The 26,975-nt window shown below is 64.4% G+C and carries 31 protein-coding genes; 16 read left to right on the top strand and 15 right to left on the bottom strand.

All coding sequences use genetic code 11. From position 1 onward, the window contains the following. Positions 1-20: 20 nt before the first annotated feature. Genes nthA through BLU15_RS03135 form a run of 3 tightly spaced genes read left to right on the top strand, consistent with a single transcriptional unit; the run spans position 21 to position 1,673 of the window. Positions 21-659 (top strand): nitrile hydratase subunit alpha, encoded by a 639-nt coding sequence (gene nthA / locus BLU15_RS03145; protein WP_090294269.1) that lies wholly within the window; start codon positions 21-23, stop codon positions 657-659. After that, positions 656-1,315 (top strand): nitrile hydratase subunit beta, encoded by a 660-nt coding sequence (gene nthB / locus BLU15_RS03140; protein ID WP_090294267.1) that lies wholly within the window; start codon positions 656-658, stop codon positions 1,313-1,315. The genes nthA and nthB overlap by 4 nt, the downstream gene beginning before the upstream one ends. Then, positions 1,284-1,673: a nitrile hydratase accessory protein gene (locus BLU15_RS03135; protein WP_090294265.1), complete on the top strand. Its 390-nt coding sequence runs from the start codon at positions 1,284-1,286 to the stop codon at positions 1,671-1,673. The genes nthB and BLU15_RS03135 overlap by 32 nt, the downstream gene beginning before the upstream one ends. A 54-nt stretch (positions 1,674-1,727) precedes the next feature. Here BLU15_RS03135 and BLU15_RS03130 read toward each other — a convergent pair whose 3' ends face one another. The 3 genes from BLU15_RS03130 to BLU15_RS03120 all read right to left on the bottom strand — a co-directional run bounded on the left by BLU15_RS03130 (position 1,728) and on the right by BLU15_RS03120 (position 5,016). Further along, positions 1,728-3,197 carry an MltF family protein gene (locus tag BLU15_RS03130; RefSeq protein WP_060515989.1) on the bottom strand — a complete coding sequence of 490 codons (1,470 nt, stop codon included), beginning with the start codon at positions 3,195-3,197 and terminating at the stop codon, positions 1,728-1,730. Between the two features lie 200 nt (positions 3,198-3,397). Further along, positions 3,398-4,291: an SDR family oxidoreductase gene (locus BLU15_RS03125; protein WP_090294264.1), complete on the bottom strand. Its 894-nt coding sequence runs from the start codon at positions 4,289-4,291 to the stop codon at positions 3,398-3,400. A gap of 71 nt (positions 4,292-4,362) precedes the next feature. After that, on the bottom strand, positions 4,363-5,016 hold the full coding sequence (locus BLU15_RS03120; RefSeq protein WP_060515991.1) for an O-methyltransferase: 654 nt from the start codon (positions 5,014-5,016) through the stop codon (positions 4,363-4,365). A 90-nt stretch (positions 5,017-5,106) separates the two neighbouring features. Here BLU15_RS03120 and BLU15_RS03115 point away from each other — a divergent pair, with 90 nt between their 5' ends. Next, positions 5,107-5,742 carry a TetR/AcrR family transcriptional regulator gene (locus tag BLU15_RS03115; RefSeq protein WP_060515992.1) on the top strand — a complete coding sequence of 212 codons (636 nt, stop codon included), beginning with the start codon at positions 5,107-5,109 and terminating at the stop codon, positions 5,740-5,742. A 145-nt stretch (positions 5,743-5,887) separates the two neighbouring features. On the opposite strand, the gene BLU15_RS03110 is transcribed toward BLU15_RS03115, so the two are convergent. From BLU15_RS03110 to BLU15_RS03095, 4 genes are all read right to left on the bottom strand, one after another. After that, positions 5,888-6,721: an anti-sigma factor family protein gene (locus tag BLU15_RS03110; RefSeq protein ID WP_090294262.1), complete on the bottom strand. Its 834-nt coding sequence runs from the start codon at positions 6,719-6,721 to the stop codon at positions 5,888-5,890. After that, entirely contained in the window at positions 6,718-7,269 is a 552-nt protein-coding gene (locus BLU15_RS03105) for an RNA polymerase sigma factor (protein ID WP_090294260.1), read from the bottom strand. The genes BLU15_RS03110 and BLU15_RS03105 overlap by 4 nt, the downstream gene beginning before the upstream one ends. After that, positions 7,253-7,630, bottom strand: a complete 378-nt coding sequence (locus BLU15_RS03100) for a COG4315 family predicted lipoprotein (protein ID WP_034792736.1) — start codon at positions 7,628-7,630, stop codon at positions 7,253-7,255. Before BLU15_RS03100 ends, BLU15_RS03105 begins: the two co-directional genes overlap by 17 nt. Before the next feature lie 256 nt (positions 7,631-7,886). Beyond that, positions 7,887-8,870 carry a quinone oxidoreductase family protein gene (locus BLU15_RS03095; protein ID WP_090294258.1) on the bottom strand — a complete coding sequence of 328 codons (984 nt, stop codon included), beginning with the start codon at positions 8,868-8,870 and terminating at the stop codon, positions 7,887-7,889. A gap of 97 nt (positions 8,871-8,967) precedes the next feature. Between BLU15_RS03095 and BLU15_RS03090 the strand changes: the two genes are divergently transcribed. After that, positions 8,968-9,858, top strand: coding sequence for a LysR family transcriptional regulator (locus tag BLU15_RS03090; protein WP_090294257.1), 891 nt, complete (start codon positions 8,968-8,970; stop codon positions 9,856-9,858). Positions 9,859-9,896: 38 nt separating this feature from the next. Here the strand turns inward: BLU15_RS03090 and BLU15_RS03085 are convergent, their stop codons facing one another. Further along, complete coding sequence (locus BLU15_RS03085; RefSeq protein ID WP_090294255.1) at positions 9,897-10,319, bottom strand: hypothetical protein; 423 nt, start codon at positions 10,317-10,319, stop codon at positions 9,897-9,899. Between the two features lie 46 nt (positions 10,320-10,365). After that, the gene (locus BLU15_RS03080; RefSeq protein WP_371273166.1) at positions 10,366-11,406 is read right to left on the bottom strand and encodes an AbrB family transcriptional regulator; all 1,041 of its coding nucleotides are present in this window, start codon (positions 11,404-11,406) and stop codon (positions 10,366-10,368) included. A gap of 451 nt (positions 11,407-11,857) precedes the next feature. On the opposite strand from BLU15_RS03080, the gene BLU15_RS03075 reads away from it, so the two are divergent. Continuing rightward, on the top strand, positions 11,858-12,985 hold the full coding sequence (locus BLU15_RS03075; protein ID WP_034792744.1) for an ATP-dependent DNA helicase: 1,128 nt from the start codon (positions 11,858-11,860) through the stop codon (positions 12,983-12,985). 38 nt (positions 12,986-13,023) lie between these two features. Continuing rightward, entirely contained in the window at positions 13,024-13,383 is a 360-nt protein-coding gene (locus tag BLU15_RS03070; RefSeq protein WP_090294251.1) for a VOC family protein, read from the top strand. Between the two features lie 20 nt (positions 13,384-13,403). Here BLU15_RS03070 and BLU15_RS03065 read toward each other — a convergent pair whose 3' ends face one another. The 3 genes from BLU15_RS03065 to BLU15_RS03055 all read right to left on the bottom strand — a co-directional run bounded on the left by BLU15_RS03065 (position 13,404) and on the right by BLU15_RS03055 (position 16,515). Further along, positions 13,404-14,078, bottom strand: a complete 675-nt coding sequence (locus BLU15_RS03065; protein ID WP_060605403.1) for a spermine/spermidine synthase domain-containing protein — start codon at positions 14,076-14,078, stop codon at positions 13,404-13,406. A gap of 252 nt (positions 14,079-14,330) precedes the next feature. Further along, complete coding sequence (locus BLU15_RS03060; protein ID WP_034792747.1) at positions 14,331-15,005, bottom strand: MerR family transcriptional regulator; 675 nt, start codon at positions 15,003-15,005, stop codon at positions 14,331-14,333. A 397-nt stretch (positions 15,006-15,402) separates the two neighbouring features. Continuing rightward, positions 15,403-16,515 carry a hypothetical protein gene (locus BLU15_RS03055; RefSeq protein WP_034792748.1) on the bottom strand — a complete coding sequence of 371 codons (1,113 nt, stop codon included), beginning with the start codon at positions 16,513-16,515 and terminating at the stop codon, positions 15,403-15,405. Between the two features lie 473 nt (positions 16,516-16,988). On the opposite strand from BLU15_RS03055, the gene BLU15_RS03050 reads away from it, so the two are divergent. The 3 genes from BLU15_RS03050 to BLU15_RS03040 all read left to right on the top strand — a co-directional run bounded on the left by BLU15_RS03050 (position 16,989) and on the right by BLU15_RS03040 (position 19,700). Next, entirely contained in the window at positions 16,989-17,741 is a 753-nt protein-coding gene (locus BLU15_RS03050; protein WP_060516002.1) for a pyridoxine 5'-phosphate synthase, read from the top strand. 12 nt (positions 17,742-17,753) lie between these two features. Continuing rightward, positions 17,754-18,386, top strand: a complete 633-nt coding sequence (locus tag BLU15_RS03045) for a histidine phosphatase family protein (RefSeq protein WP_090294249.1) — start codon at positions 17,754-17,756, stop codon at positions 18,384-18,386. Between the two features lie 99 nt (positions 18,387-18,485). Further along, positions 18,486-19,700: a multidrug effflux MFS transporter gene (locus BLU15_RS03040; RefSeq protein WP_090294248.1), complete on the top strand. Its 1,215-nt coding sequence runs from the start codon at positions 18,486-18,488 to the stop codon at positions 19,698-19,700. Between the two features lie 108 nt (positions 19,701-19,808). Here BLU15_RS03040 and BLU15_RS03035 read toward each other — a convergent pair whose 3' ends face one another. Both BLU15_RS03035 and BLU15_RS03030 read right to left on the bottom strand, forming a co-directional pair. Next, positions 19,809-20,192, bottom strand: a complete 384-nt coding sequence (locus BLU15_RS03035) for a VOC family protein (RefSeq protein WP_034792755.1) — start codon at positions 20,190-20,192, stop codon at positions 19,809-19,811. A 207-nt stretch (positions 20,193-20,399) separates the two neighbouring features. Continuing rightward, positions 20,400-21,284 (bottom strand): SDR family oxidoreductase, encoded by an 885-nt coding sequence (locus tag BLU15_RS03030; protein WP_060516005.1) that lies wholly within the window; start codon positions 21,282-21,284, stop codon positions 20,400-20,402. A 200-nt stretch (positions 21,285-21,484) separates the two neighbouring features. On the opposite strand from BLU15_RS03030, the gene BLU15_RS03025 reads away from it, so the two are divergent. The 4 genes from BLU15_RS03025 to BLU15_RS40815 all read left to right on the top strand — a co-directional run bounded on the left by BLU15_RS03025 (position 21,485) and on the right by BLU15_RS40815 (position 24,937). Then, positions 21,485-21,889 carry a winged helix-turn-helix transcriptional regulator gene (locus BLU15_RS03025; protein WP_060605391.1) on the top strand — a complete coding sequence of 135 codons (405 nt, stop codon included), beginning with the start codon at positions 21,485-21,487 and terminating at the stop codon, positions 21,887-21,889. 431 nt (positions 21,890-22,320) lie between these two features. Continuing rightward, entirely contained in the window at positions 22,321-23,601 is a 1,281-nt protein-coding gene (locus BLU15_RS03020; RefSeq protein ID WP_090294246.1) for an FAD-dependent oxidoreductase, read from the top strand. A 52-nt stretch (positions 23,602-23,653) separates the two neighbouring features. Continuing rightward, positions 23,654-24,046, top strand: a complete 393-nt coding sequence (locus tag BLU15_RS03015; protein ID WP_090294244.1) for a VOC family protein — start codon at positions 23,654-23,656, stop codon at positions 24,044-24,046. Beyond that, positions 24,047-24,937 carry a GrpB family protein gene (locus BLU15_RS40815; protein ID WP_090294243.1) on the top strand — a complete coding sequence of 297 codons (891 nt, stop codon included), beginning with the start codon at positions 24,047-24,049 and terminating at the stop codon, positions 24,935-24,937. Positions 24,938-24,999: 62 nt separating this feature from the next. On the opposite strand, the gene BLU15_RS03005 is transcribed toward BLU15_RS40815, so the two are convergent. Then, the gene (locus tag BLU15_RS03005; protein ID WP_090294241.1) at positions 25,000-25,719 is read right to left on the bottom strand and encodes an aspartate/glutamate racemase family protein; all 720 of its coding nucleotides are present in this window, start codon (positions 25,717-25,719) and stop codon (positions 25,000-25,002) included. Between the two features lie 189 nt (positions 25,720-25,908). Between BLU15_RS03005 and BLU15_RS03000 the strand changes: the two genes are divergently transcribed. Beyond that, positions 25,909-26,373: an Lrp/AsnC family transcriptional regulator gene (locus BLU15_RS03000; RefSeq protein ID WP_043622517.1), complete on the top strand. Its 465-nt coding sequence runs from the start codon at positions 25,909-25,911 to the stop codon at positions 26,371-26,373. A 6-nt stretch (positions 26,374-26,379) separates the two neighbouring features. Next, entirely contained in the window at positions 26,380-26,973 is a 594-nt protein-coding gene (locus BLU15_RS02995; RefSeq protein ID WP_090294239.1) for an isochorismatase family protein, read from the top strand. Positions 26,974-26,975 lie beyond the last annotated feature (2 nt).

Here is a 26,975-nt window from a genome sequence, read left to right as displayed (position 1 = left end):
GCGTTGCGAGGAGCCAGGCAATGTCCGAACACCATCACGATCACCACGATCACGACCACCACCACGACAACCATTTCACCGACATGGAAGCGCGGGTGAAGGCGCTGGAGACGGTGCTGACGGAGAAGGGGCTGATCGATCCGGCGGCGATCGATGCCATCGTCGAGACCTACGAGACGAAGATCGGGCCGCGCAACGGCGCGCGCGTGGTGGCAAAGGCCTGGGTGGATCCCGAGTTCGCCGAATGGCTGAAGCGGGATGCGACCGAGGCGATCGCCAGCCTCAGTTACACCGGCCGGCAGGGCGAGCATATGCGCGCCGTATTCAACATCACTGACACCCATAACCTCGTCGTCTGCACGCTCTGTTCCTGTTACCCGTGGTCGGTGCTCGGTCTGCCGCCGGTCTGGTACAAGGCGCCGCCCTATCGTTCGCGCGCCGTCATCGATCCGCGCGGTGTGCTCCAGGAATTCGGCCTGACGCTTCCCGAGACGACGCGCATTCGCGTTTGGGATTCGACGGCGGAACTGCGTTATCTCGTGATCCCCGAGCGCCCGGCAGGGACGGAAGGGTTCAGCGAGGACGAGCTTGCTGCCCTCGTCACCCGCGACGCGATGATCGGCACGGGCCTGGCACTTTCCGCGGAGGTGCTTCGATGAACGGTCCACACGATCTCGGCGGCGCCCACGGCCTCGGCCCGGTGGCGCCTGAAAAGGACGAGCCCTACTTCCATGCGGCGTGGGAAAAGCGGGCGCTCGGCGTCACGCTTTCCTGCGGCGCCTTTGGCGCCTGGACGATCGACGAAAGCCGGCATGCGCGCGAAAACTTGGCCCCGGCGACCTATCTTTCGGCGAGCTATTACGAGATCTGGACGCGGGCGCTCGAAACCCTGTTGAAGCGCCACGGCTTCGTAACCCAGGCCGAACTCGACGGCGGCCACAGGCTGGAACAGGGTGCGGCGCCGAAACGGGTGCTGAAGGCCGACATGGTGGCGGGCGTGCTCGCCAAAGGCGGCCCCTGCGATCGTCCGGTCGAGGGGTGCCCACGCTTTGCCGCCGGCGACCGTGTGCGCACGAAAAACTTCAATCCGGAGACCCATACGCGCCTGCCACGCTATGCCCGTGCCAAGCTCGGCCGGGTCGAGGCGGTGCAGGGCTCTTTCGTCTTTCCTGACGACAACGCCCATGGCCGCGGCGAAAATCCACAATGGGTCTACACGGTCGTTTTCGATGGGCCGGAGATCTGGGGCGAGGGCGCCGACCCGACGCTGACCGTCTCGATCGATGCCTGGGAGAGCTATCTTGAGCACGTGTAAGGTGACATCGCCGCTGATTGCCTCGGCCGAACTGCCGAAGTCACCGGAGGGCGATCCGGTCTTTGCCGAGCCCTGGCAGGCGAACGCCTTCGCCATGACCGTGCGCCTGCACGAAAAGGGTGTGTTCTCCTGGCCCGAATGGGCAGAAGCGCTTTCGGCCGAACTTTACAAACCCGGCCGCAAGGCCGATGCCAGCGACTACTACGACTGCTGGGTGGCCGCACTCTCGCGCCTCGTCACGGAGCTTTCGCTCGCCTCCGGTCGAGAACTGGAAGACCTGACGCTGAGCTGGCAGCGCGCGGCGGAGGCAACGCCGCATGGGCAACCGATCGTGATCGAGAACGATCCGCTGCGGTGAGGCGGCCTGCCGGTTCCATCATATGGCAACTCGGTGCGCTGCAAAGGCATCGCATCATTGCGGTGACTGTGCGGCGCTCTCGGCCCTGCGGGCTTCCAGATCGGTGAAGAGTGAGTAGGCGACATAATATTTGTAGATGTTGCCGACATACTGCACGGTCTCGCGGCCGATCACCTTCGCCGCCCCGTTCTCGACATTGCCGAACCAGATGTTCGGATCGAGCCCCATTTCATTGGTGATACGGCGGATCTTGCGCAGGTTTCCGGGGCCGGCATTGTAGGCGGCGAAAGCAAGCAATGTCCGGTTGACGGGATCGAGGCCCGGCTCATTGAGATAGGTGGTGATCAGATAGCGCATGTATTTGGCGCCGGCTTCGATGTTGCGGTTCGGATCCTTTTCTACGCCGTTAATGCCGACCGACTTGTCGGCGGCCGTTGTCGGCAGCAATTGCATGATGCCAACGGCGCCGCGCGGGCTGCGCTTGCTCTGGTCGAGTTGCGATTCCTGATAGCCCTGCGCGGCAAGCAGCAGCATGTTGAAGTCGTAGGTGGTGGCGTGTGTCTCGAAGAAGCCACGCAGGGTGCGATACTTTTCAAGCTCGGAGCGCTCGTAGGCGGCACGCACCATCTTCTCGCTCTGGTAATAGCGCTTCTTCAGAACGTTGCCGAAGGCGGTACCGACCTTGTGGGTCTTGATGAAGGCATTCAAGGTGGCCGCGAGCTTCGGGCTGTCCCTGCGGATGGCCCAAGCGATCTCGCCTTCCGCAGCAATGGCGATATCCTCATGCAGAACGACGCGATCGAACACGGTTGCCCATATGCGCGCCTTGTGATCATCGACGACGCACCAGGGAAGAAGGCCAGCATTGACCATCTCCATCAGGTCCTCGTCTTCCAGGTTTTCGTCGATCGGCCGGATATCGATCCCGGTATTGCCGGATGCCTTCAGGCGGGCGTTCAGCGCGCCGAGGTGTTCGAAGTAGCTGCTGCTCTGCCGCGCAAACACCGTCTTTCCGCCGAGGTCGTCAAGCGTTGCGATCGACTGGGCCGACGGACCCGTCACTAGTATTTCGTTGACGCCCGTTGCCAGCGGATCGGTAAAGTCGACGACCTCCTTGCGCGAGGACGTGATCGTCAGGTTGGCGGCAACGATGTCGCCGCGTCCCTCGACAAGGGCCGGAAGCAACAGATCCCGGCTGGTTGGCACATAGACGACCTTGATCCTGTCGATCTCCTTTTTCTGGTCCTTGTTGAGTTCCTCTGCGAGCGCATTGCCGGTCTCCACCGCTGTGCCCAATTGCTCGCCGCGGTCGATGAAGTAGATCGTCTTGCTGAAGGGGACGAGAATGCGGATCAGGCGGCGTTGCTGCATGCCGTCGAAATCGCCAGTCCAGGCGCGGTAGCCGGGTGTCTGCTCCTGGGCCCGAGAGTTGCCGGGCGAAAGGCCTGCAAGACCTAGGGCGGAAAGGATAAAAAAGGCGCGCGCCAATTCGACCCGCGCGACGACAGCGAGAAGCGTGAACATTGCCCAGACCCCCAAAGTTGCTCTCTAGTCGGCCACAGCCAAAGTTGCCACGCTCTGGCCCAGACTGGATGAATTGAGATTACGCTCCCTGCAACCGTAAACAAGCAGTTTGGAATATGTGGCATTCGGTGGCTGCAGTCGTGCACGGACACTGTCGCGGCGCGGGAACTGCCGAGACGTCATCGGCAGGGACGTGTTTGTCAGGTGCCGTAGTAGGTTGCCTGATCCAGATCGGTGAGCAGGTCAGGCCCAACAGGTTTCCACCCGAGCAAGGCTCGCGTCCGGGCGCTGGACGCGGCCATGTTGCCGCCGGCCATGCCGGCAAACCAGCCGAAATGCGCGGGCGGGCGGGCTTCGACCGGCAGGCCGAGATTTCGGCCGATGATCTCGGCGATCTGTCGGAACGGGATCTTTTCGTCCGCCACGGCGTGGTAGACGTCCTCGCTCGTGCCGCTTTCGAGCGCAAGCCGATAGACCCGTGCTGCATCATCCCGGTAGACGCCCGACCAACAATTGGCGCCATCATCCAGATACGCCGAAACGCCCGTCTGGCGCGCAAGACGCACGAGGATCGGGACGAAGCCATAATCACCCAGGCCGTGAACCGAAGGCGCGAGCCGGACCGTTGCCGCCCGAATGCCGCGCTCGGAAAGGGCACGGGCAGCGGCTTCGGATTTGCGCGGCACGGCGGCATTGGGCCGATCGGTTTCCGTGGCACCGAGCGGCAGCCCGGCGAGACCCGAGGTTACGAGTAGCGGCCGATCCGATCCGGCGAGACCCTCACCCAGAAGCGCGATGACGCGCTGATCCTCGGCCGCACTTTCCAGGAAACTGGAAAAGTCCTGGTCGAGCGGGCCGTGGACGAAGTCATGCCTGAAGGCCGTGTGAATGACGGCATCGGCTTGCCCTGCGGCCCGCTGCAGGATCGCCGCGGACTCAAGCCCGCCTTCGACGACCGAAGCCCCGGTTGCGGCGAGGGTTGCGGCCTTTTCCCTGGAGCGCGCCAGGCCGGACACCCTGTGCCCCGCCGCGATCAGGTCTTTGACCACGGCCGACCCGACCCAGCCGGTCGCGCCCGTTACGAATACATGCATTGCAGTTCTCCTTGATGTGGTGCCCTTGCGTGGGCGTAAGCGCCGGCGCTCAACCGAAACGATGGCGCCGATCAGGCGAGGCGCATCGTCACTTCGATGTCCTCGGCAAACGGTGTCGACAGGTAGGTGCCGGGGGCCGAACGGATGTAGTCGAGATATTCCGGGCAACTGTCGGCGTCGTCGGCGATGATCAGGGCGCCTGGACGCAGGCGAGGCTCGATCAGCTTGAAGACGTCGAGATAGATCGGTTTTGCCCCGTCGAGCAGCACCAGATCGATCGCGTCGGGAAGGTCGGTGAAAGTCGTCAGCGCGTCACCCTGCCGGATCTCGACGAGATCCTCGAGACCGGCTGCCGTGAGGTTCTGTCCGGACCGCGCCACCTTCGCCGGTTCGAATTCGCTGGTGATCAGCTCGCCGCCGCCGTTGTCGCGCAGCGCCGCTGCGAGAAAGAGCGTCGAAATGCCGAAGGACGTTCCGAACTCGACGATCCGGCGGGCGCGGCTTGCGCAGGCGAGCATGTAGAGGAGGTTGCCGGTCTCACGCGAAACCGGAAGCCACAGATCCTTCAAGAGCCCGTAGAGCTGCAGATATTCGGTCTTGCTGTGCAGCAATCGTTCGCGTTCGCTTGCGGGCAGTTGCGCGACTGCGGGGCTGGTCGCGGCATCGGCCTCGTCGAACAGGCGGTCGAGAAGGCCCTTGAGAGGCTGGCTGGTGAGCGTGGTCATCGGATGTTCCTTCGTTTTCGATGGGCTTGCGTTCACGAGGAAAATACGAATAATTCGTCGCATTCGCTAATCGCATTGCGGACGGTGCCAATGCCCAACAGATCAAGTGCCCGTATTTCTTCACGAAAAGCGCCCAAGCAGGCGCGTTCGAACGAGCTGGTGAAGGCCATTCTCCAGGCTGCTGTTCAGGTTTTGGAGGAGGAGGGAGCGCAGCGATTTACCACTGCCCGCGTCGCGGAACGGGCGGGCGTCAGCGTCGGGTCGCTGTACCAGTATTTTCCCAACAAGGGCGCGATCCTGTTCCGCCTGCAAAGCGACGAATGGCGGCAGACGTCGGGGCTGCTGGCGACGATCCTCAGTGACGGGTCGCGGTCGCCGCTCGATCGGCTGCGGTCGCTGGTTCACGCCTTCCTGCGCTCGGAATGCGAGGAAGCGGCCGTTCGGGTTGCCCTGGGCGACGCGGCACCCCTTTATCGCGATGCGCCCGAAGCCCGGGAAGCCAAGGAGGCCAACGATCCGCTCATCGACCAGTTCATGATCGAGCTTCTTCCGAACGCACCCACCGACCTCAGGGAACTTGCCGGTGACCTGATCATGACGACGATGACGACGGTGGGGAAGGATTTTTCGGGAACGGCGCGCAGCGATGCGGAGATCGAGGCCTATGCGGATGCGATGGCCGACATGTTCTCGGCCTATCTCGTGGCGAAGGGCGCCGGCACCTGATGCATCCCGAAAATTGTGAGCGTCCCGGCGATTTTGAGCGCAGGGCGTCTCGGGTCACGCAGGGTGAGACGAATGTGCGGGCTCGACTGTAACTCTTTGAAATACCTTGCCGACAAAGCCTGATCGGCGTTGACCGGGTTCCCCCTCAGCTCTTCGTCGCCTCGCTCTTTTCGAACTGCCGGTAGCATTCATCCGCCACCTGCTGCAGCAGATCGCGCGGCACCTCGCCGGTGACGGCGTAGCCGAGCGGGCCGTCGATCCAGTAGAAGGTCTCGACGCCGTCGTTCTCGTCGATGCGGAAGCTGGTTTCGCGGTTGTCGTCGTTGCGGCCGAGCAGCACCGTCAGCCGTCGGCCGGTGCCATCCTCATACATGAACATCGCGCCTGCCTTGCCGTTGACCGGCAGCAGCCGGCCGCCGACCAGCGAGAAGCCGAGCGAGGAGAGATCAGGGATCGAGAGCGGATGATCGAGGCGCTTGCCAAGCCAGGTCGCGAGATGGGTCTGGTCGTCGGCGCCGACCTCGACGGCATGGCGCACTTCGCTGGCATAGACCAGGAAGGCCGATTGCGCTTGGCGCGGCAGGCTGTCGGCCGTCTGCGTCGGCCGGGGGCTTTGCTCGGGTGCGAGCAAGGAGGGCGCGTAAAGGCCGGTGAGGCCGCCGGCCGCAAAGAGCACCAGGCCGGCGGCGACGGCGCGGGCGATGCTGGCAAACGATCGGGTGTCCTTGCCGGGATCCGGTTGCGGGCGTTCGCTGCCGTTGCTCAGAAGCAGAGCCCGGTCATCGGCGTCGCTGCGGGCATAGCCGGCAAAGAGCGCGCGCAACTCGACCGCCTGCGCCCGCCATTGCCGGACCTCTTCGGCCTGCGTGGGGTTTTGCTCGAGCCATTGCTCGATCCGCAACCGCTCGCGCGGGCCAAGGGCGCCGTCGACATAGGCGTGCAGGTCGTCTTCGGAGACGGTGTTGTGGCCTTCCGTCATTTCGGTCTCCGCATGCTGATCACATTGTCGTCCTTCATGGCTTCTGCAAGCTGGCGCCGCGCGCGCGACAGGCGCGACATCACGGTGCCGATCGGTATGGCCATCATCTCGGCCACGTCCTGGTAGCGGTATCCTTCGATCACCACGAGCATCAGCACCGAGCGGTTCTCCGTGGAAAGCCCGTTCAGCGCCCGTTCGAGCCGCGAGCGCTCCAGCGGGTCGCTCTCGTGGGTCTCGGCCTCAAGGCCCAGGTCCTCGTCCAGCGCCACCTGCGGGTGCATCGCCACATAGCGGTGCCGGTTGCGGCCGAGATTGGTCATGATGGTGAAGGCCCAGGCGCGCAGGTTCACGCCGCGCCACTGCGCGCGGCGCGAAAGCACCTTCTCCACGCAATCCTGCAACAGGTCCTCGCTATCCGGGTCCGAGCGCACCAGGCTGCGGGCATAGCGCCGCAGTGCCGGCACCAGGGCCAGCACATCCTCTTCGAACCGGTCGGAGGCGGGGGGTGCCCCCGCATCCTCGTTGCCGCCGTTACGGCTTGGCGACATTCCATTCGCCCTTCTTCATGCCGTCGCCGGTCATGTCACCCATCTTCTTGTCCTTGATGAAGAAGTAGAGCGGCATACCGTCCTTGGCCCATTGCTTCTTGCCGTCCTTGCGCTCGACGACCGTATAGGCACCATCTGCCTTGGCGCTGGCTTCCGCGAAGAAGGGCGGCCAGTTCTTGGCGCAATCATCGTAGCACATGGACACGCCGCCATGATCGTCCTTGTAGGTGTAGAGCGTCATGCCGTTTTCTCCGGCCAGCACCTTGCCCTTGGCGGTCTCGACTTCCTTGACCGGCGGCGCGGCGAAAGCCGTAACGCTGGCCGCAAGCAGCATGGCGATCGTCAGTGGAAACGTTCTCATGGCAGTTGTCCTTCCTCAAGATGGTTTTCCTGTCCGGAAACGGGCGAAAAGCCTCCTCGTCCCGTTTCCGCGGGAGCCGCATGGTGCAGATCCAACCGTAAGACACGGCAAGCACAGGATTTATTCCCGGAGAACTGGCGGAAGTTTCGGTTCGGTTCTTGCAGGTCGGCCACAGGACGCATCCGGCCACGCGACGTTCATCGCGCGGCCGACGAGAGGGGGAATAGGGCGCTGACCAGTTGGAGGCGACAGCCGTTCAGGGCAGCAGGACCACGGATCCGGTCGTCCGCCGGGCCTCCAGGTCTTCGTGAGCCCTGCGGGCGTCGTGAAGCGGATAGGTGGTGATGGCTGGGGCACGAACGACACCTGCCTGCATGGCGCCGAACAACTCTCGCGCCGCCGCTTCGTACTCGCCTCGCTCGGCAGTGTAGTGGGCGATCGAGGGACGAGTGACATAGAGCGAGCCCTTGGCCGAGAGCGAGGCGACGTCGAGCGGGGGAACCGGACCGGAGGAGGCGCCGAAGGAAACCAGCGTGCCGCGCGGGCGCAGGCAGTCGAGCGACCTGGCGAAGGTGTCGGCGCCAACGGAATCATAGACGACGCCGACACCCTTGCCGCCGGTGATTTCGCCGACGCGGACCCGGAAATCCTCCTGGCTGTAGAGGATGACATGATGGCAGCCATTGGCCCGGGCGATTTCGGCTTTCTCTGTGGAGCTGACGGTGCCGATGACAGTCGCGCCGATGTGGCTCAGCCACTGGCAGGCAATCGAGCCGACACCGCCGGCCGCCGCATGGAAGAGCACCGTGTCGCCGGGCTTCACCTCGATGCAGCGACGGATCAGGTATTCGACGGTCAGTCCCTTGAAGACGAGGGCTGCGACCTCTCGGCTGTCCAGTTCCTCCGGCAGCGCCAGCGCCCGGGCGGCGGGCAGGTTGCGGTGGGTGGCATAAGCGCCGGGCGGGCCGCCCACATAGGCGACGCGTGCGCCAATCGAAAAGCCTTCGACGCCTTCGCCAAGCGCGGTGATCACGCCGACGCCTTCGACGCCGATCCCGCTCGGCAGGGGCAGGGGTGCCGAACCCCGGCGGTGATAAATGTCGATGTAGTTCACGCCGATGGCGAGATGGCGGATCTGGATTTCGCCGCGCCCGGGCTCGCCCAGCGTCTCGGCCTTGAAGGCGAGCACCGACGGCTCGCCAAATTCGGAAAATCGAACGGTATCGATGTTGGGCGTCATGCTGGTTTCTCTCCGGGTTTCAGAAGAAACTGCTTGATTTCCTGGCTTCGGTCGAGAAACCATTCCGCAATTCTGATTTCCAAAAATGGAAAACAATATGGACTGGAACGATCTCAAATTCTTTCTGGCCGTTGCCAATGCGCGCTCGCTGACTGCGGCCTCCGTCAGGCTTGGTGTCAGCGCATCGACCGTGTCACGCCGGATCGAGGTGCTGGAGGCGGCGTTGCAGGTCAGGCTTTTCCGGCCGCACCGCGACGGTTACGACCTGACGCCGGCGGGCGAGGCGCTTTTGGCGCCGGCCGAGCGGGCCGAGGCGCAGATGCGGGTCTTCGAGCGGACGGCGCGGGAGAAGGACAACGACCTTGCCGGCCCGGTGCGCATCGACGTGCCTGAACTGTTGGGACAGGAGGTCCTGTTGCCGGGCCTCGTCGGTTTCCTGCTGGAGCATCCGGAAATCCGCCTGGAGATGCATTCGAGCGTGCGCCCGGTGCGGCTTGCCGGCGAAGAGGCCGACATCGTTCTGCGCCTGGTGCGGCCGCAGCAGGGCAACTATCGCCAGCGCAGGCTCGGCCAACTCGCCTTCGGCCTTTATGCGATGCCTGGCTACATCGCGCGTCACGGCATGCCGAGCGCACCTGCCGACCTCTACCGCCACCGGCTGGTCGGCTGGAGCGAGGAGCTGAGCTACCTGATTATGGTCGCCTGGCTGGAAACCCTATGCCCCGGCCTGCAGCCGGCGATGCGCTTCTCCTCGCTCGGCGCGCAGATGGCGGCGGTGAAAAACGGGCTCGGCTTTGCCGTGCTTCCTGCCTTTGCGGCCGAGGCGGCAGGATTCACGCCGCTGCTGCCGGAGGCGCCGCCATTGGCCCCGGATCTCTGGTTGCTGGTCCATGAACAATCGGCCGAACTGCCGCGCGTGCGGCTCACCAAGGAGGCGGTCTCCACCGTGATGGCGCGCTTCGCTGCGCGATCGGCGGAAAGCGCCTGAGGATTGCAGACGCTTTCGTGAGGGAGCGGCCGATGGTGCTAGTCGGCCGGTTTCCACGGGGCATCAGAACGGCGAGCGCCCTGGAAACCGGTCTCCACCCGTTGGAGAACCGTCTCGTCGTCCGTGGTGATTTCGTAAAACGTGCTGTCGATGGCGCGAATGACGATCCAGGGGCTGTTCGGGGTGCCGGGCAGGAAACCGGTAAACTCTCCCCAGATGATCTGGAGAACGTCTTGCACAGCGGCGGCCAGGTGCCGGCCCTCGATCATGCTCCCGGACTGGGCCCAACTCTCCAGAACGTCGCCGCCGGGGCCGGTGGCATCGAACCATTGATAACCTGCGTCGACGGCGGAAACTCTCCACGACGCTCTCAGTGTGCGGGGTGCGAGGCGCTGCAGGATGTCGCGCAGGTCGAAGGGAAGCGCGGCTTCCGGAGGTCCATAGATTCTGAGCGTCTTCACGAGCGTTCTCCCGGCAGCGCATTGGAAACGTGCCGGGCCAACATCGTCAAGCCCGGTCGGCGACGAAGCGGGCGAGCGCCGGCCCGATCATGGTGATGATCAGCAGGCGGGCGGTCTGCAGGGCCATGACGAAGGAGAGGTCGACATTGCTCGAGGCGGCAATGACGGCGATCGAGTCGAGGCCGCCGGGGCTGGTGGCGAGATAGGCGGTCAGCGGATCGATGCCGACCACCTTGATCAAAAGCAGGGCAAGCAGGCCGGAGAACGAGATCAGCACGACGATCGAGATGATCGTCGGCACCAGCGCGCGGCGGGCATGGATGAGGATCTGGCGGGTGAAGCCGAGGCCGATGTTCCAGCCGAGCATGGCAAAACAGATCGCCAGCAGCCATTGCGGCAGCGCGGTGGTCATGACGCCTGAGACGTTCAGCACGGCGCCGAGAAGGAAGGGCAGCAGGAAGGCACCGGCGGGCACGCGCAGGAAGCGGCCGGCGAGCGCTGCGCCAAGCCCGACGGCGATTGTCTCGAGGAAAAGCAGGCCGTCGATCGGTGCGAACCAGTGGGTGGTCTGCTCGGCTTCGGCGCCGGTGACCCACATATGCGCGACCACGGTCGCGGTGCTGGCGACGAAGATCACGCGCAGATACTGCATGAAGGCGACGAGGCGTGCATCGGCCCCATAGGCGTCAGCCATCAGCAGCATGGTCGAGGCGGCGCCTGCCGACGATCCCCAGATCGCGGTTGTGCCCGGCAGGATGCGCATGCGGGTGATGACCCAGCCGCAGAGCGTGCTGACGGCGATGACCGAGAGGATGACGGCGAGAAACAGCGGCCAGTTGCCGGAGAAGGTGGCGAGCATGCCCGGCGTCATGGCACCGGCAATCATCATTGCCAGGATGAACTGCACGCAGAAGAACAGCTGGCGCGGCAGGCGTATCGTGCCACCATTCATGCCGACGAGCACGGCGGCCAGCATCGGGCCCATGAGCAGCCCGGCCGGAAGGCCGATGAATTCGAAAAACGAGGCAAGGACGATGGAGACCGCAAGCAGCAGGCTCCATTGCAGCCAGGGCGCGAACCGTCCGATGCCGACCTTGTCCGGGGCGGGCGGCGCAGCTGGCTTGTCGGTTTTCACGGGCACTCTCCGGCATGGCCCGGAAAGGCGGGAACGGCCACCGGGGCCGGCCTTGACGGGCTTCGAGCGATGGTCTTCGCCAGCAGAAGCGCGGGCGCCATCACGTCACGCTCGTTAGCAACAATGCGGCGTTGCATTCAAGGGGCAGAGCAAGAAAGTGCCACAGGATCGACAGCGGGCAATGCGAGCACCGTGCGGGCAGGAGGCGAAATGAGAAAAAAACGTGAACAAATTCCACCGGGCGTAAGCCGCGCCGGAAGGAACCGTCACGAGGCGCGGCCTTGATTTTACGGGGTAATTTTGCGCGCGGCGGTGACGCTCGAGAAGCTGGCGGCTCCTGGTCCTCCGGTGGGGCCGCAATTCCGGGCTTGCGTGTGCGGCCCGAATCCTGACACTCAGCCTCATGCAATTCGCACCGCAACAGGACGAGGCCCTGAAGGCCGTTTCGCAATGGCTGAAAGAGGGCCGCTCGCCGCTCTTTAGGCTGTTCGGCTATGCCGGTACCGGCAAGACGACGCTGGCCCGGCATTTTGCCGAGCATGTCGATGGCGACGTGCTGTTTGCCGCCTTTACCGGCAAGGCGGCGCAGGTGCTGCGCTCCAAGGGCGCGAGCAACGCCAAGACCATTCACTCGCTGATCTACCGGCCGCGCGGCGAAGAGGAGGTTTCTGACGAGGAAACCGGCAAGACCTCGATCGCGCCGATGTTTGCGATCAACCGCCAGAGCCCGGTCGCCAAGGCGGCGCTGATCATCGTCGACGAATGCTCGATGGTGGACGAGGCACTCGGCAAGGACCTGATGAGCTTCGGCACGCCGATCCTGGTGCTGGGAGACCCCGGCCAGCTGCCGCCGGTTACGGGCGGCGGCTATTTCACCAATCAGGAGCCGGACTACCTGCTGACGGACATTCACCGCCAGGCACGCGACAATCCGATCATCCAGCTCGCCATGCAGGTGCGCGAAGGCAAGGAAATCATGCATGGCGACTATGGCACCACGCATGTGATCGGTCGCTCCCAGGTGAACCAGGAACTGGTGCTCGAAGCCGACCAGGTGCTGGTCGGCACCAACAAGACCCGCCGGCGCTACAACCAGCGCCTGCGCGAACTGAAAGGGTTCACCAGCGAGTATCCGCAATCGGGCGACAAGCTCGTGTGCCTCCGGAACGACCCGGCCAAGGGCCTGCTCAACGGCTCGCTGTGGCAGGTGATGAGCTCGTCGAAGGAAACGGTGAAGCCGGGCATCAACCTGATGATCCGGCCCGAAGACGACGACATGGATCGCGGTGCCGCCAAGATCAAGCTGTTGAAGGCGGCCTTCGAGGATGTCGAGGGCGAGATCCCCTGGACGACGCGCAAGCGCTACGACGAGTTCGACTACGGCTACGCGCTGACGGTGCACAAGGCGCAGGGCTCGCAGTGGAACAATGTCGTGCTGTTCGACGAAAGCTGGGCCTTCCGCGATACCCGCGAGCGCTGGCTCTATACCGCGATTACTCGCGCTGCGGAGCGGCTGACCATCGTTCGTTGAGTGATTGAGCCGGGCGCGACCTGAGGGAAGGGACGTCGTTGCCGATCAACAGGATCATCCTTTACGCGCATGACGTGGAAGCGACCGTTCGCTTCTACGAAAAACACTTCGGCTTTCAGGCATCGCGCGAGGCGGGCGACCGGATCGTCGAGCTGATCCCGCAAGACGGTGGCGCCAGCCTGATGGTCCATCCGACCGCCAAGGGCGCGCGGAAAGGCCAATCCCTCATCAAGCTGGTATTCGATGTCAAGGATGTCGAAGCCTTCAGCCGAGGGTGCGCTCAGGAAGGGCTGGTATTCGGGGCCATCCATCAGGCCGATGGCTATCAGTTCGCCAATGCGAAGGACCCATCAGGCAATCCGATCTCGATATCGAGCCGCGCCTTCCGCAAGATCTGAGGTGCAGCCGTCTTGAGCTGTTACCGCTTCGTTGCCATCCAAATCATATGGCGGGCGCCGCCGCGTTTGCCGTTGGCGCGCACGTTCACCTCGTCGGCGGCAAAGCCGACTTCGCGCAGGCGGCGGGTGAAGGCGCTGTCGGGTGCTGACGACCAGACGGAAAGCACGCCGCCAACCCGAAGGGCGGCTTGCGCGGCGCGAAGGCCGGTGTGGCTGTAGAGGCTGTCGTTGGAGGGACGCGTCAGGCCATCCGGACCATTGTCGACATCGAGCAGGATGGCGTCGTAGGCGGCCTTCTTCGAGCGGATCAGCGCGCCGACATCGCCGACATGGATATCGACGCGGGGATCGTCGAGTGTGCCTTTGTGCAGATCGGCCATGGGGCCGCGCGCCCAGTCGACGACGGCCGGAACCAGTTCGGCGACGGTCACGCGGGCATCGCCTGGCAGCACGGCAAGGGCCGCGCGCAAGGTAAAGCCCATGCCCAGGCCGCCGATCAGCATGCTCAGGTTCTTGCCGCCGGCGATGCGCTCATGGGCGAGTGTCGCCAGCGCTTCTTCCGAGCCGCTCAACCGGCTGTTCATCAGCTCGTTCGAGCCGAGCATGATCGAGAATTCCTGCCCGCGCTGCTTCAGGCGCAGCTCGTCGCCGTCACCGGGAATGGTTGCGCGGTCCAGCTCTATCCAGGGAAGCATCGGGGTCTCTCGTCCGTATTTGTTCAGGCGCCCTCGTAACACGTGCGGGATAATGGCGACACCGCAATGTCTGCCGTTCAAGAGAATTGTGCCGCGTGGACCTGCAAACTGTTCGGCGTGCCTTACTGTGGCAGGCCTGCGGGCAGGGGCTGCAGCAGAGCGTCGTGACCTAGGCGAGGCGCAACGCGACCTCGTCCTCTTCACGCACGAGGATGCGGACGGCAAGGCATCGGGGGCGGCTGCCGTTTCTCGCTATTCCGGCGAGATCATGCCTGAAAGCACCGCCTTGGCGATCGCCTGGAAGCGGTTGTTGGCGCCGAACTTGCGGATGATGCCGGCTTCAAGGGTAAGCGCTGCCGCCACGTCCATATCCATTAGCCCGGCGATGCGCGCCGCCGGATAGCCGTCGGCCATGAAGGTCAGGCACTCGCTTTCGATCGGCGAGAGATGGACATGGCCGTCCTCATCGGTGGCTTCGCCTCCGTCGGTGGTTTCGAGCAGCTCGGTGATGCGCTGCATCTGCCGGCGCAGGTTTGCCTGCTGGGCGGCAAGCTCACGCCGTCGGGCAAGCAGGGCGTCGCGAAACAGCTTGTCGGCTTCGGCCTGCTCCTCGGTGCCCGCAAGTCCGGTCAGCAGTTCCAGGATGGTCGAGATCGGCATGTCGATCTCGCGGCAGGCGTTGATGACGGCCATGCGGCGAATGTGATCTTCGTTGTAGACCCGCATCGGACCCATGCGGGCGGCGGTCAGGAGCCCCTTCTCCTCGTAGAAGTGCAGCGTGCGATGGGTGACGCCGAAAGCGTCGGCCATGTCGGCGATCGCCAGCGGCGTCGTGGGGTCGTGGTGGGGAAGCGGCAGGTCGGGCAGAAAGCCGACACGATCGGGCGCGGCCAGCACGCCCTCGAATTTCCAGTGGTCTCGCGGCATGTCGAAGGTCCCCGGTCTACAGCCTGCGCGTCTTTCGACGCGCTGTTTCTGCAATTTCCTGAATCGAGACCGACCCAGGGGCGCGCGCAATCCGCGTCCGGAAGCGGTGGCGATCGCCGGGTCTCAAAGGTGCGGACGGATCCGCGCGGTGAGGCACTCGTTGATCGTCAACGACAATACCTGCTGCTCGGTTGGGGCACCTCCGCGCGCAAGGCACGGTTTACTCAGGACAGCGATGCTTGCCTGACGAGCACCCAGGCACCCATTCCCAACGCATGCGTGTACCGTATACGCGAATCGCTAATATGACCAGTCCCAGTATGGCAGGCGAATGTGGCGGACCGGGGGTCGCAGCCGCTTCATGCGGACCGGCCTTTGCCCGCCCCGCCGGGCAGGCTCAGTGTCCGATGACCTTGAGCGGGCTGTTGGCGCTGAGGATGAACAGCGGCTCGTCGCCGCGCAGCGGCGAGAGTTTCTGCTGGCAGGACCAGGCGGTCTCGAAGGTGTCGCGGGTGAGGTGCTTGCGATAGCGCTGGGTGGCGGCCATGCAGCCCATCAGCGGGCTTTCGATCTGCTCTTCGCGGGCGTGATTATAGATCTCGCCATCGAGCGAAAACAGTTCGGCGGCGAGCGACATGCTCTCGAAAAGCAGGTCAGGCTCGGTCTCGAGCCGCTTCCAGGTGATGAAGTCCTGGCGCATCGGCACGTTTTCGCCGTCATGGGAGAGGGTGACGCGAATGCCCTGGGCCGGTGCGTCGTACCAGGTCACCTGCACGGTGAAGGAGAGGGCGGAGTTGCGCGAAACGGGGCGGCCGGTGTCGCCATCGGTGGCGCGCGCCAGCGTCTTGTGACGCTGGGCGGCAAGCCGCAGCGCCGTGGCGAAGGCCTTAGCATCGCTGTTTTCGGCGCCGCTGAGCTTCACGGTAACGGCGGGCAGCACCCGCTCGGTTGCGTGGCGGGCGTTGAAGAGCTTGGCCTGGGCGTCGAGGTCCAGCGTCATTTCCTGCGACGGCATCGGTGCAAAGAGCAACAGCGGCAGGACGCTCAGAACGGAGAGCGGCGAGGAGAGCGGGGCTGGCGGCCAGGCGGGGCGATGCCCGGCAAAGCGCCGCTTGGCCGGCTTCGGTTGACGCGGCGCGGGGGCGGCAGTTTCGGCCACTTCCGTCCGCGCGTGGCGGTATTCCGGAACGTAGGTTCCCTTGGGAATGGCAATGCGCCAATCCTCGTCGGCGCCGTCGCCCTCGTAGAAGGCCTTGAGCAGCTTGCGCAGCTTGCCGGCATGCACGCGCACCAGCGGGTCGCTGTCGGCGTTGAAGGCCTGTGGCCGGTCGAAGACGTCGATGGCGATCGAGTACCCCTTGAGCTGATGGCCTTCGCCGATCATCTCCTTTTCGACGACATAGGCGAGGAACGCCCGCAAGCGCTCGGAGCGCGCGAAAGCCTTGCTTTCGAGGATGCGACGGAGCGTCCGCCGTATCGTCTCATCGCAGGGTCTTTCGACCGTCGTCATCGGTGCTTGCTCCAGGGTCATGTGATCTAAAAATCTATGAAGGCGATCGCGGCGTAGGCCAGGGCCATTCGATCTGATTCGGAAATTTAAGGCCAAAAGAAGTGGTTGTCAGGGGTGATAGACGCCAAATTTGAGTTTTTTCTGAAATAAACGTAAAAATTGCGTCCTCAATCCCTGTGACAGATCGTAGCGGTGCTCGCTCGCCCGGTGCCGGCGTGCCGGCGGCCCGAAGGTCTCGTTCCTGTGATTGAGCTTTCCTGCATATTAGAGAGATCGATTGTCAAGATTTGATCAAGACAAGGCGGGCAAACGCACTGCGCGCCATTGACGCGGATATTGCATTGGTACTCCTTGGAATTGCTGCATAATCCCGACCTCAAACCGTTTCTGCTTTCGTTAAATATGCAGTAGAACATTGCATCCACATTGCCCGCATCGGGCCGTGAGCGGCCCCGCCTCTGGAAAGTTCAGACATGCCTGCAAAACTGTCCGTGAATCTGAATGCCGTCGCAATGCTTCGCAACCGGCGCGATCTACCCTGGCCCTCCGTCACCGCACTCGGGCGCATTGCGCTCGAAGCCGGCGCCGCCGGCCTGACGGTGCATCCCCGGCCGGATCAGCGCCATGTCCGCTTTTCCGACCTGCAGCCGATCCGCGACCTGATCGACGGCGCATTCCCGGAGACGGAATTCAACATGGAAGGCTACCCGAACGAGGAGTTTCTCGGTCTCGTCGAAGCGCACCGGCCGGAACAGGTGACGCTGGTGCCCGACGATCCGGCGCAGGCGACCTCCGACCACGGTTGGGATTTCCGCAAGAACCACAATCTGCTCGGCCATGTGGTCGGCCGGCTGAAGAAGAAGGGTTTTCGCGTTTCGCTGTTTGCCGATGGCGACGAGGACATGGAGGCGCTGCGCATCGCCAAGGAAACGGGTGCGGACCGCATCGAACTCTACACCGGCCCCTATGGCGGCTGCTATGACGATCCGGAAAAGGCCGAGAAGATCGCCGGCGAGCTTGGCCGCACGGCGGCGATGGCGGCCGAGCTCGGTCTCGACGTCAATGCCGGCCACGACCTGACGGTCGCCAACCTGCCACTGCTTGCCAGGCACATTCCGAACCTTGCCGAAGTGTCGATCGGCCACGGCCTGACCGCCGATGCGCTGGAATACGGCATGGCCGAGACCGTGCGCCGCTTCCGTCGCGCCTGCGGGCAGGAGGTCTGAGGCGCCTTCGCCATGAAGGAACTCTTCGTCGTCACCCACACGCAGTCCGTCCACCATGTCGAGGGCAGGGTGGGCGGCTGGTACGATACCGGCCTGACCGAGCGCGGCCGAAAGGATGCGGCGGCCACGGCCGAGCGTCTTGCGACCCTTGTCGGCGGGAGGCAGGTCGAGATCTTCAGCTCCGACCTTTTGCGCACCGCTGAAACGGCGGCGGCGATCGCCGCGCGCCTTGCCGCGCCCGTGACGGAAACCGCCGCTCTTCGCGAAATCAGCTATGGCGTGGCCGGCGGCAGGCCGCAGGCCTGGCTCGACGCGCGCTATACCGCGGCGCCGGACGACAATCGGCTGGATCATGATTGCGGTATCGACGGCGCGGAAACCCGCCGCGACGTGGCGCTTCGGGTCTACCCTTGCGTCGAGGCGATCGTCGCCAGGCCCTGTCCGACGCAGATCATCGTTACCCACGGCTTCACGCTGACGCTGGTGATGGCGGCCTGGATGAAGGTTCCGATCGAGGCCGCCGGTTTCTTGAGCTTCCCGGCGAAATCCGGAAGCATCACTCATCTGCGCGAGGATGATTTTTTCAGGAATCGCGCCGTCGTCCGCCTGGCGGATGCCGCGCATCTGGCAAATGAGACGCTGTAACATCCTGAAAATACTCAGGGCAACGCAGGCGCGAACGCAATGCAATCTGCAACGGGGGCTGCTATAGAGTAAGCCCGTCCTCTCGCCCATCTCCGGCCCATGATCATTCAGACCAGTTTTCGCGAGCGCATCGTTCTCTATGCGCTTCTGACATCGCTGACCTCGATCAGCATCGACGCGCTGTTGCCGGGTCTGCGCCAGATCGGCGCCGACGTCGGCGTCGCGCCGCCGCTTTCCACCCAGCATGTGATTTCGCTGTTCATTCTCGGCATGGCGTTCGGCGAACTGCTGCTCGGGCCGCTTTCCGATGCGATGGGGCGGAAGAGGGCGCTGGTCCTGGGCCTTGGCGTCTATGCGCTCGGAACGGTCATCGCCATGGTGGCGAACTCGCTCGAAATGGTCATCCTCGGCCGGTTTCTTCAGGGTGTCGGCGTCTCCGGGCCGAAGATCGCGACGAGGGCGATGATCCGCGACCAGTTCGAGGGTGACGCGATGGCCCGCGTCATGTCGTTCATGTTCACGCTGTTCATTCTGGTGCCGATGCTGGCGCCGACACTGGCGCAGGGGATCATCACTGTAGCCGGCTGGCGCAGCATCTTTGCCGTCTATCTCGCGGCGGCGGGCGTTCTCGGCCTGTGGCTGGTGATGCGGCAGCCGGAAACATTGCCGGCCGACAAACGCATTCCCTTTCGCCTGGGGCTGCTCGTATCGAACGGGCGGCGCATCCTGTCGCATCGGCGGGTGACGTTGCTGATCGTCGCGACCGGGCTCGTCTTCGGCGCGCAGCTTCTCTATCTGAGCACGGCGGCCGACCTCTTCTTCGACGCCTACGGGATCGGTGAGACCTTCCCGCTCTATTTTGCCATGCTGGCGACGGGCATCGGGCTTGCCTCGTTCCTCAATGCCAAGCTCGTGCAGCGCTTCGGCGCGGAGGCGATGGCGCACCGGGGTTTTGTGGGCCTGGCCGCGGCAGGGCTGGCGATGCTTGCGGCATCGCTCTATTGGGGCGGGCGGCCGCCGCTTGCGGTGCTGCTGGTGCTCGGTTTTGCCGCCTTCTTTGCGGTCGGCGTGCTGTTCGGCAATCTCAACGCCATGGCCATGCGTTCGCTCGGGCAGGTGGCCGGGCTCGGCGCATCGCTGATCGCCTCCGGCTCCAGCCTCGTGGCGACGGTGTTTTCGATCGCGGTGGGCGCCTTCTACGATGGCACGACACTTAACCTTTCGGCCGGCTTCTTTCTCGCCGGTGTCGGCGCGCTCGTTCTGGCCGAGCTTGCGCTGAGGGCCGATGCTTCGCCGGTGGAGGCCTTCCGGTAGGCGACGGCAAAAGCTGCCAAGCCCGCGTGCCAGGCATCAGCCTTCCCATGCCGACGAGCGCGGTGCTTGGGATGCCCGGCTACTGTGTCCCGCCAAGGCAGCGATGGGCTAACCGTTGTAGACGACGGAAATCTTGTTTCCGGAGGGATCGCGCATGTAGGCCGCGTACCAGTGCGGCCCATAATGCGGCCGCGGATTGGGGGCGCCCTCATCCGTTCCGCCATTGGCCATGCCTGCCTGGTAGAAGGCATCGACGTCCTGACGGGACTGGACCATGAAGCCGACCATCGAACCATTTCCAGCGCTTGCCGGTTCATTGTTGAAGGGCTTGCAGACCCACAGCACGGGACCATTGCCGGTTCCGCCTTCGGAATAGGCGCGCCAGTCCGGAAAGTCCGTGTGCGCCTTCCAGCCGATCGTCGCCAGGGTGGCATCGTAGAAGGCATTGGACCTGGCGGAATCCAATGCACCGACGGTCAGATAAACGCTCATGATTTCCCCTTTTTTAAGCGGTGAAGCCAGGAGAATTCATGGAGCGAAAACGTGAACAAATCAAGAACAAATGGCGGTGACGACCATGGCGAAGATTGTCTGGCCGGCAGGGCGGGCAGCTCGTGCCCTCCCGGTGCCGACAGCATGGCAAAGGTCGTTTCGAGAGCCCGACGCAAACGGCCGGGCTCCCGCTGCCTGGCTTACCGCTTAGCTGGCAAGTCGCGCCTTGCTCGCTTCGAGAAAGGCGGCGAGCGTCACCGGCGTCGCGCCGGTCAGCGCGGTGACATCGCCCGTCACCATGTCGATGTGGCCCCCGCGGGTGTTGGCGTCGAAGGAAACGACGATCGGGATCAGGAAGTCCGGCAGGCCGGCGCTCTTCAGGCCGCCTGCGAGCGCCTCGTCGGAGATGTGCACGACGTTGAGGGACTTGCCGGTCGCCTTGGCGACGAGGGCTGCGATCTCGTCCGTCGAGCGCAGCTCGCCGCCCGTCAGCGTATAGGTGTGGCTCTCGCTTGTGGAGGCGGCAAGGGCTGCGGCTGCGGCCTTGGCGGCATCACCGCGGGCGATGTGGGCGAGGCGGCCTTCGCCCGAAGAAGAATACCATTGCCCGGTCTCAAGAGCATGCGGCAGCGCCATGAACAGGTTCTCCATGTACCAGCCGTTGCGCAGGATCGTATAGGGAATGCCGGTCGCCTTGATGGCGTTTTCAGTGCCGAGATGATCGGGTGCGAAGGGAATGACCGAGGTTTCCGGGCTCGGCATCGAGGTGTAGACGATGTGCTTGGCGCCGGCCTTCTTCGCAGCCGCAACGGCGGCCAGATGTTGCTTCAGCCGCTTGCCGGGCTGGTCCAGCGCGTCGGTAGAGATAATCAGGATCCGGTCGGCGCCGGCAAAGGCCTGGTCGAGCGAAGCGGGATCGTCGAAATCGGCGACGCGGGCCTGAACACCCCTGGCGATATAATCGGCGAGCTTCGCCGTATCGCGGCTGGTGGCGATGATCCGGGCCGGTGCGATGCCGGACGCAAGCAACTGGTCGAGCACGAGCTTGCCGAGTTGGCCGGTTGCGCCGGTGACGAGCAATGTATCGGACATGGTCTTTACCTTTTCTGTTTTGGCCGAGACGGAAACGCGCGCAGAACGCCGCGGCGCAGGCCTCGCCGGCTCCTCCTGCCGTTGCCTGGGAGATGCTTCGGCACATGGTCTCTTTTTGAGACTTGCTCTTATCGCGTAATCGCAGTAGGGCTGTAAAGGAGGCAGTTTTTTCTGCTGTGGTTACAAAAAGGGTACCGCCGATGAACAAGCCGACCGGGGACATGAAGGGCAAGCGCGTGGCGATCGTCTGCGGCGTGCCGATGGATATGGAAAACTGCCCGGTCCGCGACGTCATGGACAATATCGGCGGCAAGTGGAACTCGCTGATGATCCTGTCGCTCGCCGACGGCCCCTTGCGCTTCTCGCAGCTCCGCCGGCTGATCCCCGACATCTCCCAGCGCATGTTGACCCAGACGCTGCGGGACCTGCAGCGCGACGGCTACATCCACCGCACCGTCTACCCCACACAGCCGCCGAGCGTCGAATATGCGCTGACCGATCTCGGGCGCTCGCTGCTCGGCCTGCTCAAGCACTTCGTCGACTGGTCTGTGGAAAACCACGGCGCCATTCGGGCCGCGCGCGAGGTGTATGACGCGGAGGGGTAGGGCGTTTCGTAGCGGCGATGATGCCCCTTAGTCGCGGGTTGGTTGCGCTGTGGCGCGCCTGCTATTTTCGTGTCCGGTGATCGTTTCGTGGGGCTTGCCCCTCACCCTAACCCTCTCCCCGCAGACGGGGAGAGGGGACGCGCCCGGTCGGAGCGTTGCCGAGTGGGGCAGCCGTCAGATGAGACCGAAGGCGCGCCGATCGTTCCTACGGTGACGCAACTGGCGGGAGCGACGATGGAACGAGCGGGTGCCACTTCGCCCGCCTGCGGGGAGAGGATGGCCGGCAGGCCGGATGAGGCGCGGCCACTCCTTTGCAGCATGACGCAACGTCATGCGCCACGCGCGACGTCGTGTCCCGGTAGCGTGACCTTGCCCTAGCACTTTGATTTTCCCTATAGTTTCGCCGATCATCCGCATCACCTCGGGGAACCATGAAGACACTTCATATCGGCATAGCAGGCGCCGGCCCGGCGGGGCTGGCAGCGGCACTGATGCTGTCGCGGCGCGGTCATCGGGTGGAGATCCTCGAGCGGTTCGACGCAGCTTCACCTGTCGGTTCCGGGTTGATGCTGCAGCCGACGGGGCTGACGGTCCTGAACACACTCGGCCTGTTGCAGCCGATGCTGGTCCTCGGCAGCCGGATCGATCGGCTCTATGGCGCCGATGCCAGATCCGGGCGCACCGTGCTCGACGTGCGCTATGATGCGCTCGCCGGTGGGCGCTTCGGGCTGGCGGTGCAGCGCGCGGCCCTCTTCAATACGCTTCACGATGCCGTGGCCGCGGCCGGGCTGCCGGTCAAGACCGGCGTCACGCTGACCGAGGTTCGCATGGCTGGCGGCAAGGCGGTGATGCTGGACGCGCAAGGGCATGAGGCGGGCGCCTATGATCTGGTGATCGATGCAAGCGGCGCACGCTCGGCGCTGGCAGCCGGTTCGACCGCCGCGCCCAAGGTGCGCGAGCTTGCCTATGGCGCCTTCTGGGCGACGCTCGACAGCGACGGCCTCAATCATGATGCGCACGCTTTGGTGCAGCGCTACGACCGGGCGAAGGTGATGATCGGCATCCTTCCGGCGGGCCGCGCGCGGATGGGCGAGCGCGACCGCGTCGCCTTCTTCTGGAGCCTCAAGGTAGCGGACGCAGACGTGATACGGCAGGCCGGGCTCGATCGCTGGAAGGCGCGCATTCTCGATTACTGGCCGGATTGTGCGCCGTTGCTGGATCAGATCAGTGACTGGGAGCAACTGACGCTGGCGCGCTATGCGCACCGCACCATGCGCCCGCCGGTCGCCGGCCGCATCGCCTTTGTCGGCGACAGCGCCCATTCGACGAGCCCGCAGCTCGGGCAGGGGGCGAATATGGCGCTGCTCGACGTCGCAGCACTTTCGCATGCGCTGGAGACGGCTGGCGATCTCGATGCCGCACTTGCCGCCTATGCCGCCGCACGCCGCAACCACGTCGCGCTGTTCCAGTTGCTGTCGCTTCTCTTCACGCCCTTCTACCAGTCGGACTCGACGGCTCTCGCCTGGCTGCGCGACAGGCTGGTAGCCACAGTTGCGCGCACCCCGCCGATGCAGGGGCTGCTCGCCTCGATCGTCTCGGGCACGCTGATTGACCCGTTCAAGCCGGCGGGGCTTGCCGAATGCGATTGGCAGGCGGTGCGGGGCGGCGCGGACGGGCGCGGCCAAGCGGCCGCTCCGGCGATTTCCACCTGAGACGGCCGCGAATCCTGTATCAAGGCGATCCGGATGGCGGATGGAGGGGGTGATGGCGGACGGCGTGGCGGCCATTCTGGTGCATGTGGCCGATACGCAGGCGGGTCTTGCCTGGTATCAGCGCGCATTTCCTGACGCTGAACATCGGTTTCTTGCCGCCTTTGATTTTTCCTATCTGCGGATCGGCACCATCGATCTCGAGATCGTCCAGGCCGACGAGAAGGTGGCGAGCGGTGCTGCCGGTTCCGTCGTCTACTGGGCGGTCGCGGACGTCGATCGGGCGCTCGCCCATTTCGAGGCGCTCGGCGCGCATCTCTATCGCGGGCCGATGGCGATCCAGGAGGGGCTGTGGATGTGCCAGGTGCGCGACCCCTGGGGCAATTGTATCGGCCTTCGCGGGCCGCGTCCGGGAGAGGGCGGCATCGACAACGAGGCGGGGCTTTGAATGGCGACGCGGGTGGAAATCGTTGCCTATGATCCCAACTGGCCGCAGCGCTACCGGGAGATCGCGCAGGATCTCAGGCGCATCCTGGATGCGCTGGTCATCGCCGTCGATCATATCGGCAGCACGGCCGTTCCCGGCATGGCGGCAAAGGCCGTCATCGATATCGATGTGACCTTGAGGGGGCTGCCCGACATTGCGGCTGCCAGCGCGCTTCTCGTTGCGGCCGGCTACCAGGCGCGCGGCAACCGGTACGACGACGATGTCTGGGCCTTTATGCTGCAGGGGGTCGAGTCGAAGCGGCGCGTCTATCTCTGCCCGCCGGACAACGAGACCCATCGACGGCGTCTTGTCTTCCGCGACCATCTGCGCAGCCATGCGGACACCGCCTTGGCCTACGCGGCGCTGAAGGCACGCCTCGCCGAGGCCTATCGATATGACGGCGATCGCTACACCGCTGAGAAGACGCGCTTCATCAACGCGATCGTCGACCGCGAAGACCGGATGACAGGAGATCGGTCCGCCATGGTGCAAGCAACAGTCACTTGCGAGATCCGTTACCGGCTGAAACCGGGCCGCCTGGCGGAATTCGAGGCCTATGCGCAAACCTGGATGACGCTGATCGAGCGGCACGGCGGGACGCATCACGGCTATTTCGTGCCGCGCGAAAAACCTGAGGGCGTCGGCGCCAGTTTTCCGGGGGTGGGCGAAGACGGAGCCGGCGACATCGCCGTCGCGCTCTTCACCTTTGCGGACGAGGCGGCGTATCTGCGCTATCGCAGCGATGTGGCCGCGGATCCCGATGGGATGGCAGCGAACGCGCTTTACGCCGACGATCCGCCGTTCGTGAGCTATGAGCGCGTCTTCCTGCAGCCGCTTGCGCGCCGCCGATAGCCGTCTTTGTGGCGGCTGATCGATGTGGCGCGATTGGGCAGCCTAGCCTAGCCCTCGGCTAGCTACGCGGCCCGCTTGAGGCAAACCCCATCCAGTGCGAATTCGACGGCAGCTTCCGCGTGGATCGCGGTGGAATCGAAGCCCGGCAGCGGCAAGGCTCTCGGGTCGAGGGTCAGACAGATTTCGGTGCAGCCGAGGATGACGGCGTCCGCGCCTTCCGCTTCGGCCTTGTCGATCAATTCGATCAGCGCCCGGCGGGACGAGCGCAGCACCTTGCCGGCGCAAAGCTCGTCGAAGATGACATCGTGCACGAGGGTGCGGCCGTCCGCATCCGGCACCAGGATGTCGATGCCGTGGCTTCTCATGCGCTCGGCATAAAAGCCGTGCTCCATGGTGTAGCGGGTGGCAAGCAGCAGCGGCCGGCGGCTGCCTGCGGCCTTCAGGCGCGCTGCCGTCTCGTCGATGATGTTGATGAGGGGGATGTCGATTGCTGCCTGAACCTGATCGGCGATCAGGTGCATGGTGTTGGTGCAGATCAGCACGCAGTCCGCACCGGCCGCTTCGAGGCCCTGGGCGACATCGGCAAGCCGCTTGGCAGCGTCTTCCCAGCGGCCGGCCTTCTGCAGGTCGACGATCGACTGGAAGTCGACGGAATGCAAAAGCACCTCGGCCGAATGCAGCCCGCCCAGGTGGTCGCGAACGGCCTCGTTGACCATGCGATAGTAGACCGCCGAGCTTTCGAAGCTCATGCCGCCGATAAGACCGATCTTGCGCATAACCATTCCTCTCTGTCCGCTACCGCCGCCGTCCGTGGCGACCGTCGTTTGATGGGCTGAACTATGCCGCAGGGTCGGCGGCAATGGTTCGCTTTGATGGGAGCAAAAGCGGCCATGCGCGCGAATGGTTTGCGCATGTTGGAGTGAATGTGCAATTATGTAGCGTATGAATTTCTGATCATGGGAGGGATCGGCGTGCTCGACGATAGAGACAGGAAGCTGCTGGCGCTGCTGCAGCAGGATGCGAGTGTGGCCGTCGGCGAATTGGCGGAGCGGGTGAACCTGTCGCTTTCGGCCTGTTCGCGCCGCATCCAGCGGCTGGAGGAGGCGGGTTACATCGCCAGGCGCATCGTCGTGCTCGACCGCGAGCGCATGGGCGTGCCGACGACCGTGTTTGCCTTGATCAAGACGGCGCACCACTCGGACGAATGGATCGAAACCTTCCGCCGGGCGATCAGCGACATCCCCGAAATCGTCGAGGCCCATCGTCTGACGGGAAATCATGACTATATCGTCAAGGTCGTGCTGCCGCGTGTCGAGCACTACGACGTGGTCTACAAGCAGATCGTGCGCAAGGTCGAACTCTTCGACGTCTCCGCCTCGATCTCGATGGAAATCCTGAAGAGCGGCACGGCGGTGCCGGTCGATTATGCGGTGTGAGGCGAAATGACGAATGACGCTGTGAGCAAGGCGGTCGGTGGCGACGTTGCCGATGCGCTGGTGATTGTCGATGTGCAGCGGGCCTTTATTTCCGGGCCTGAAGCCGTGCCCGGCCATGTCGATCTGCAACGGGCCGTTGGCCTGCTTCTGCAGAAGGCGCGTTCGGCCGGCGTGCCGGTGATCTTCCTGCAGAACGATGGGCCCAAGGGCGCTGTCGACGAACCGGAGACCGATGGCTGGCAGTTGTTCTTTGCCGCCAAGTCAGGCGAGGTGGTCGTGCGCAAACGGCACGACGACGGCTTCGACGGCACCGATCTCGAAGACCAGCTCCGGGCGCGCAAGGTCGAGACGATCGCGATCTGCGGCATGCTTTCGGAAATGTGCCTGGCGGCGACAGCCCGCACGGCCATGGCTAAGGACTTCACCGTGATCCTCGCCAATGACGCACACGCCACCTATGACGTGCCGCCCGGTCCTGGCCGCTCGCCGATGGTGCCTGCGCGTCTCGCCGCACGCGCGGCCGAATGGTCGCTCGGTGACGAGATCGTGCTCACGGATGCGGTGGAAGACATCGCCTTCGCGGCCGCGTCGTCCTCGTAAGC

Source organism: Ensifer sp. YR511 (assembly GCF_900103045.1).
Lineage (GTDB): Bacteria > Pseudomonadota > Alphaproteobacteria > Rhizobiales > Rhizobiaceae > Ensifer > Ensifer adhaerens.
The sequence above is the reverse complement of the archived record's forward strand: the minus strand, read 5'-3'. Positions and strand labels throughout refer to the sequence as shown.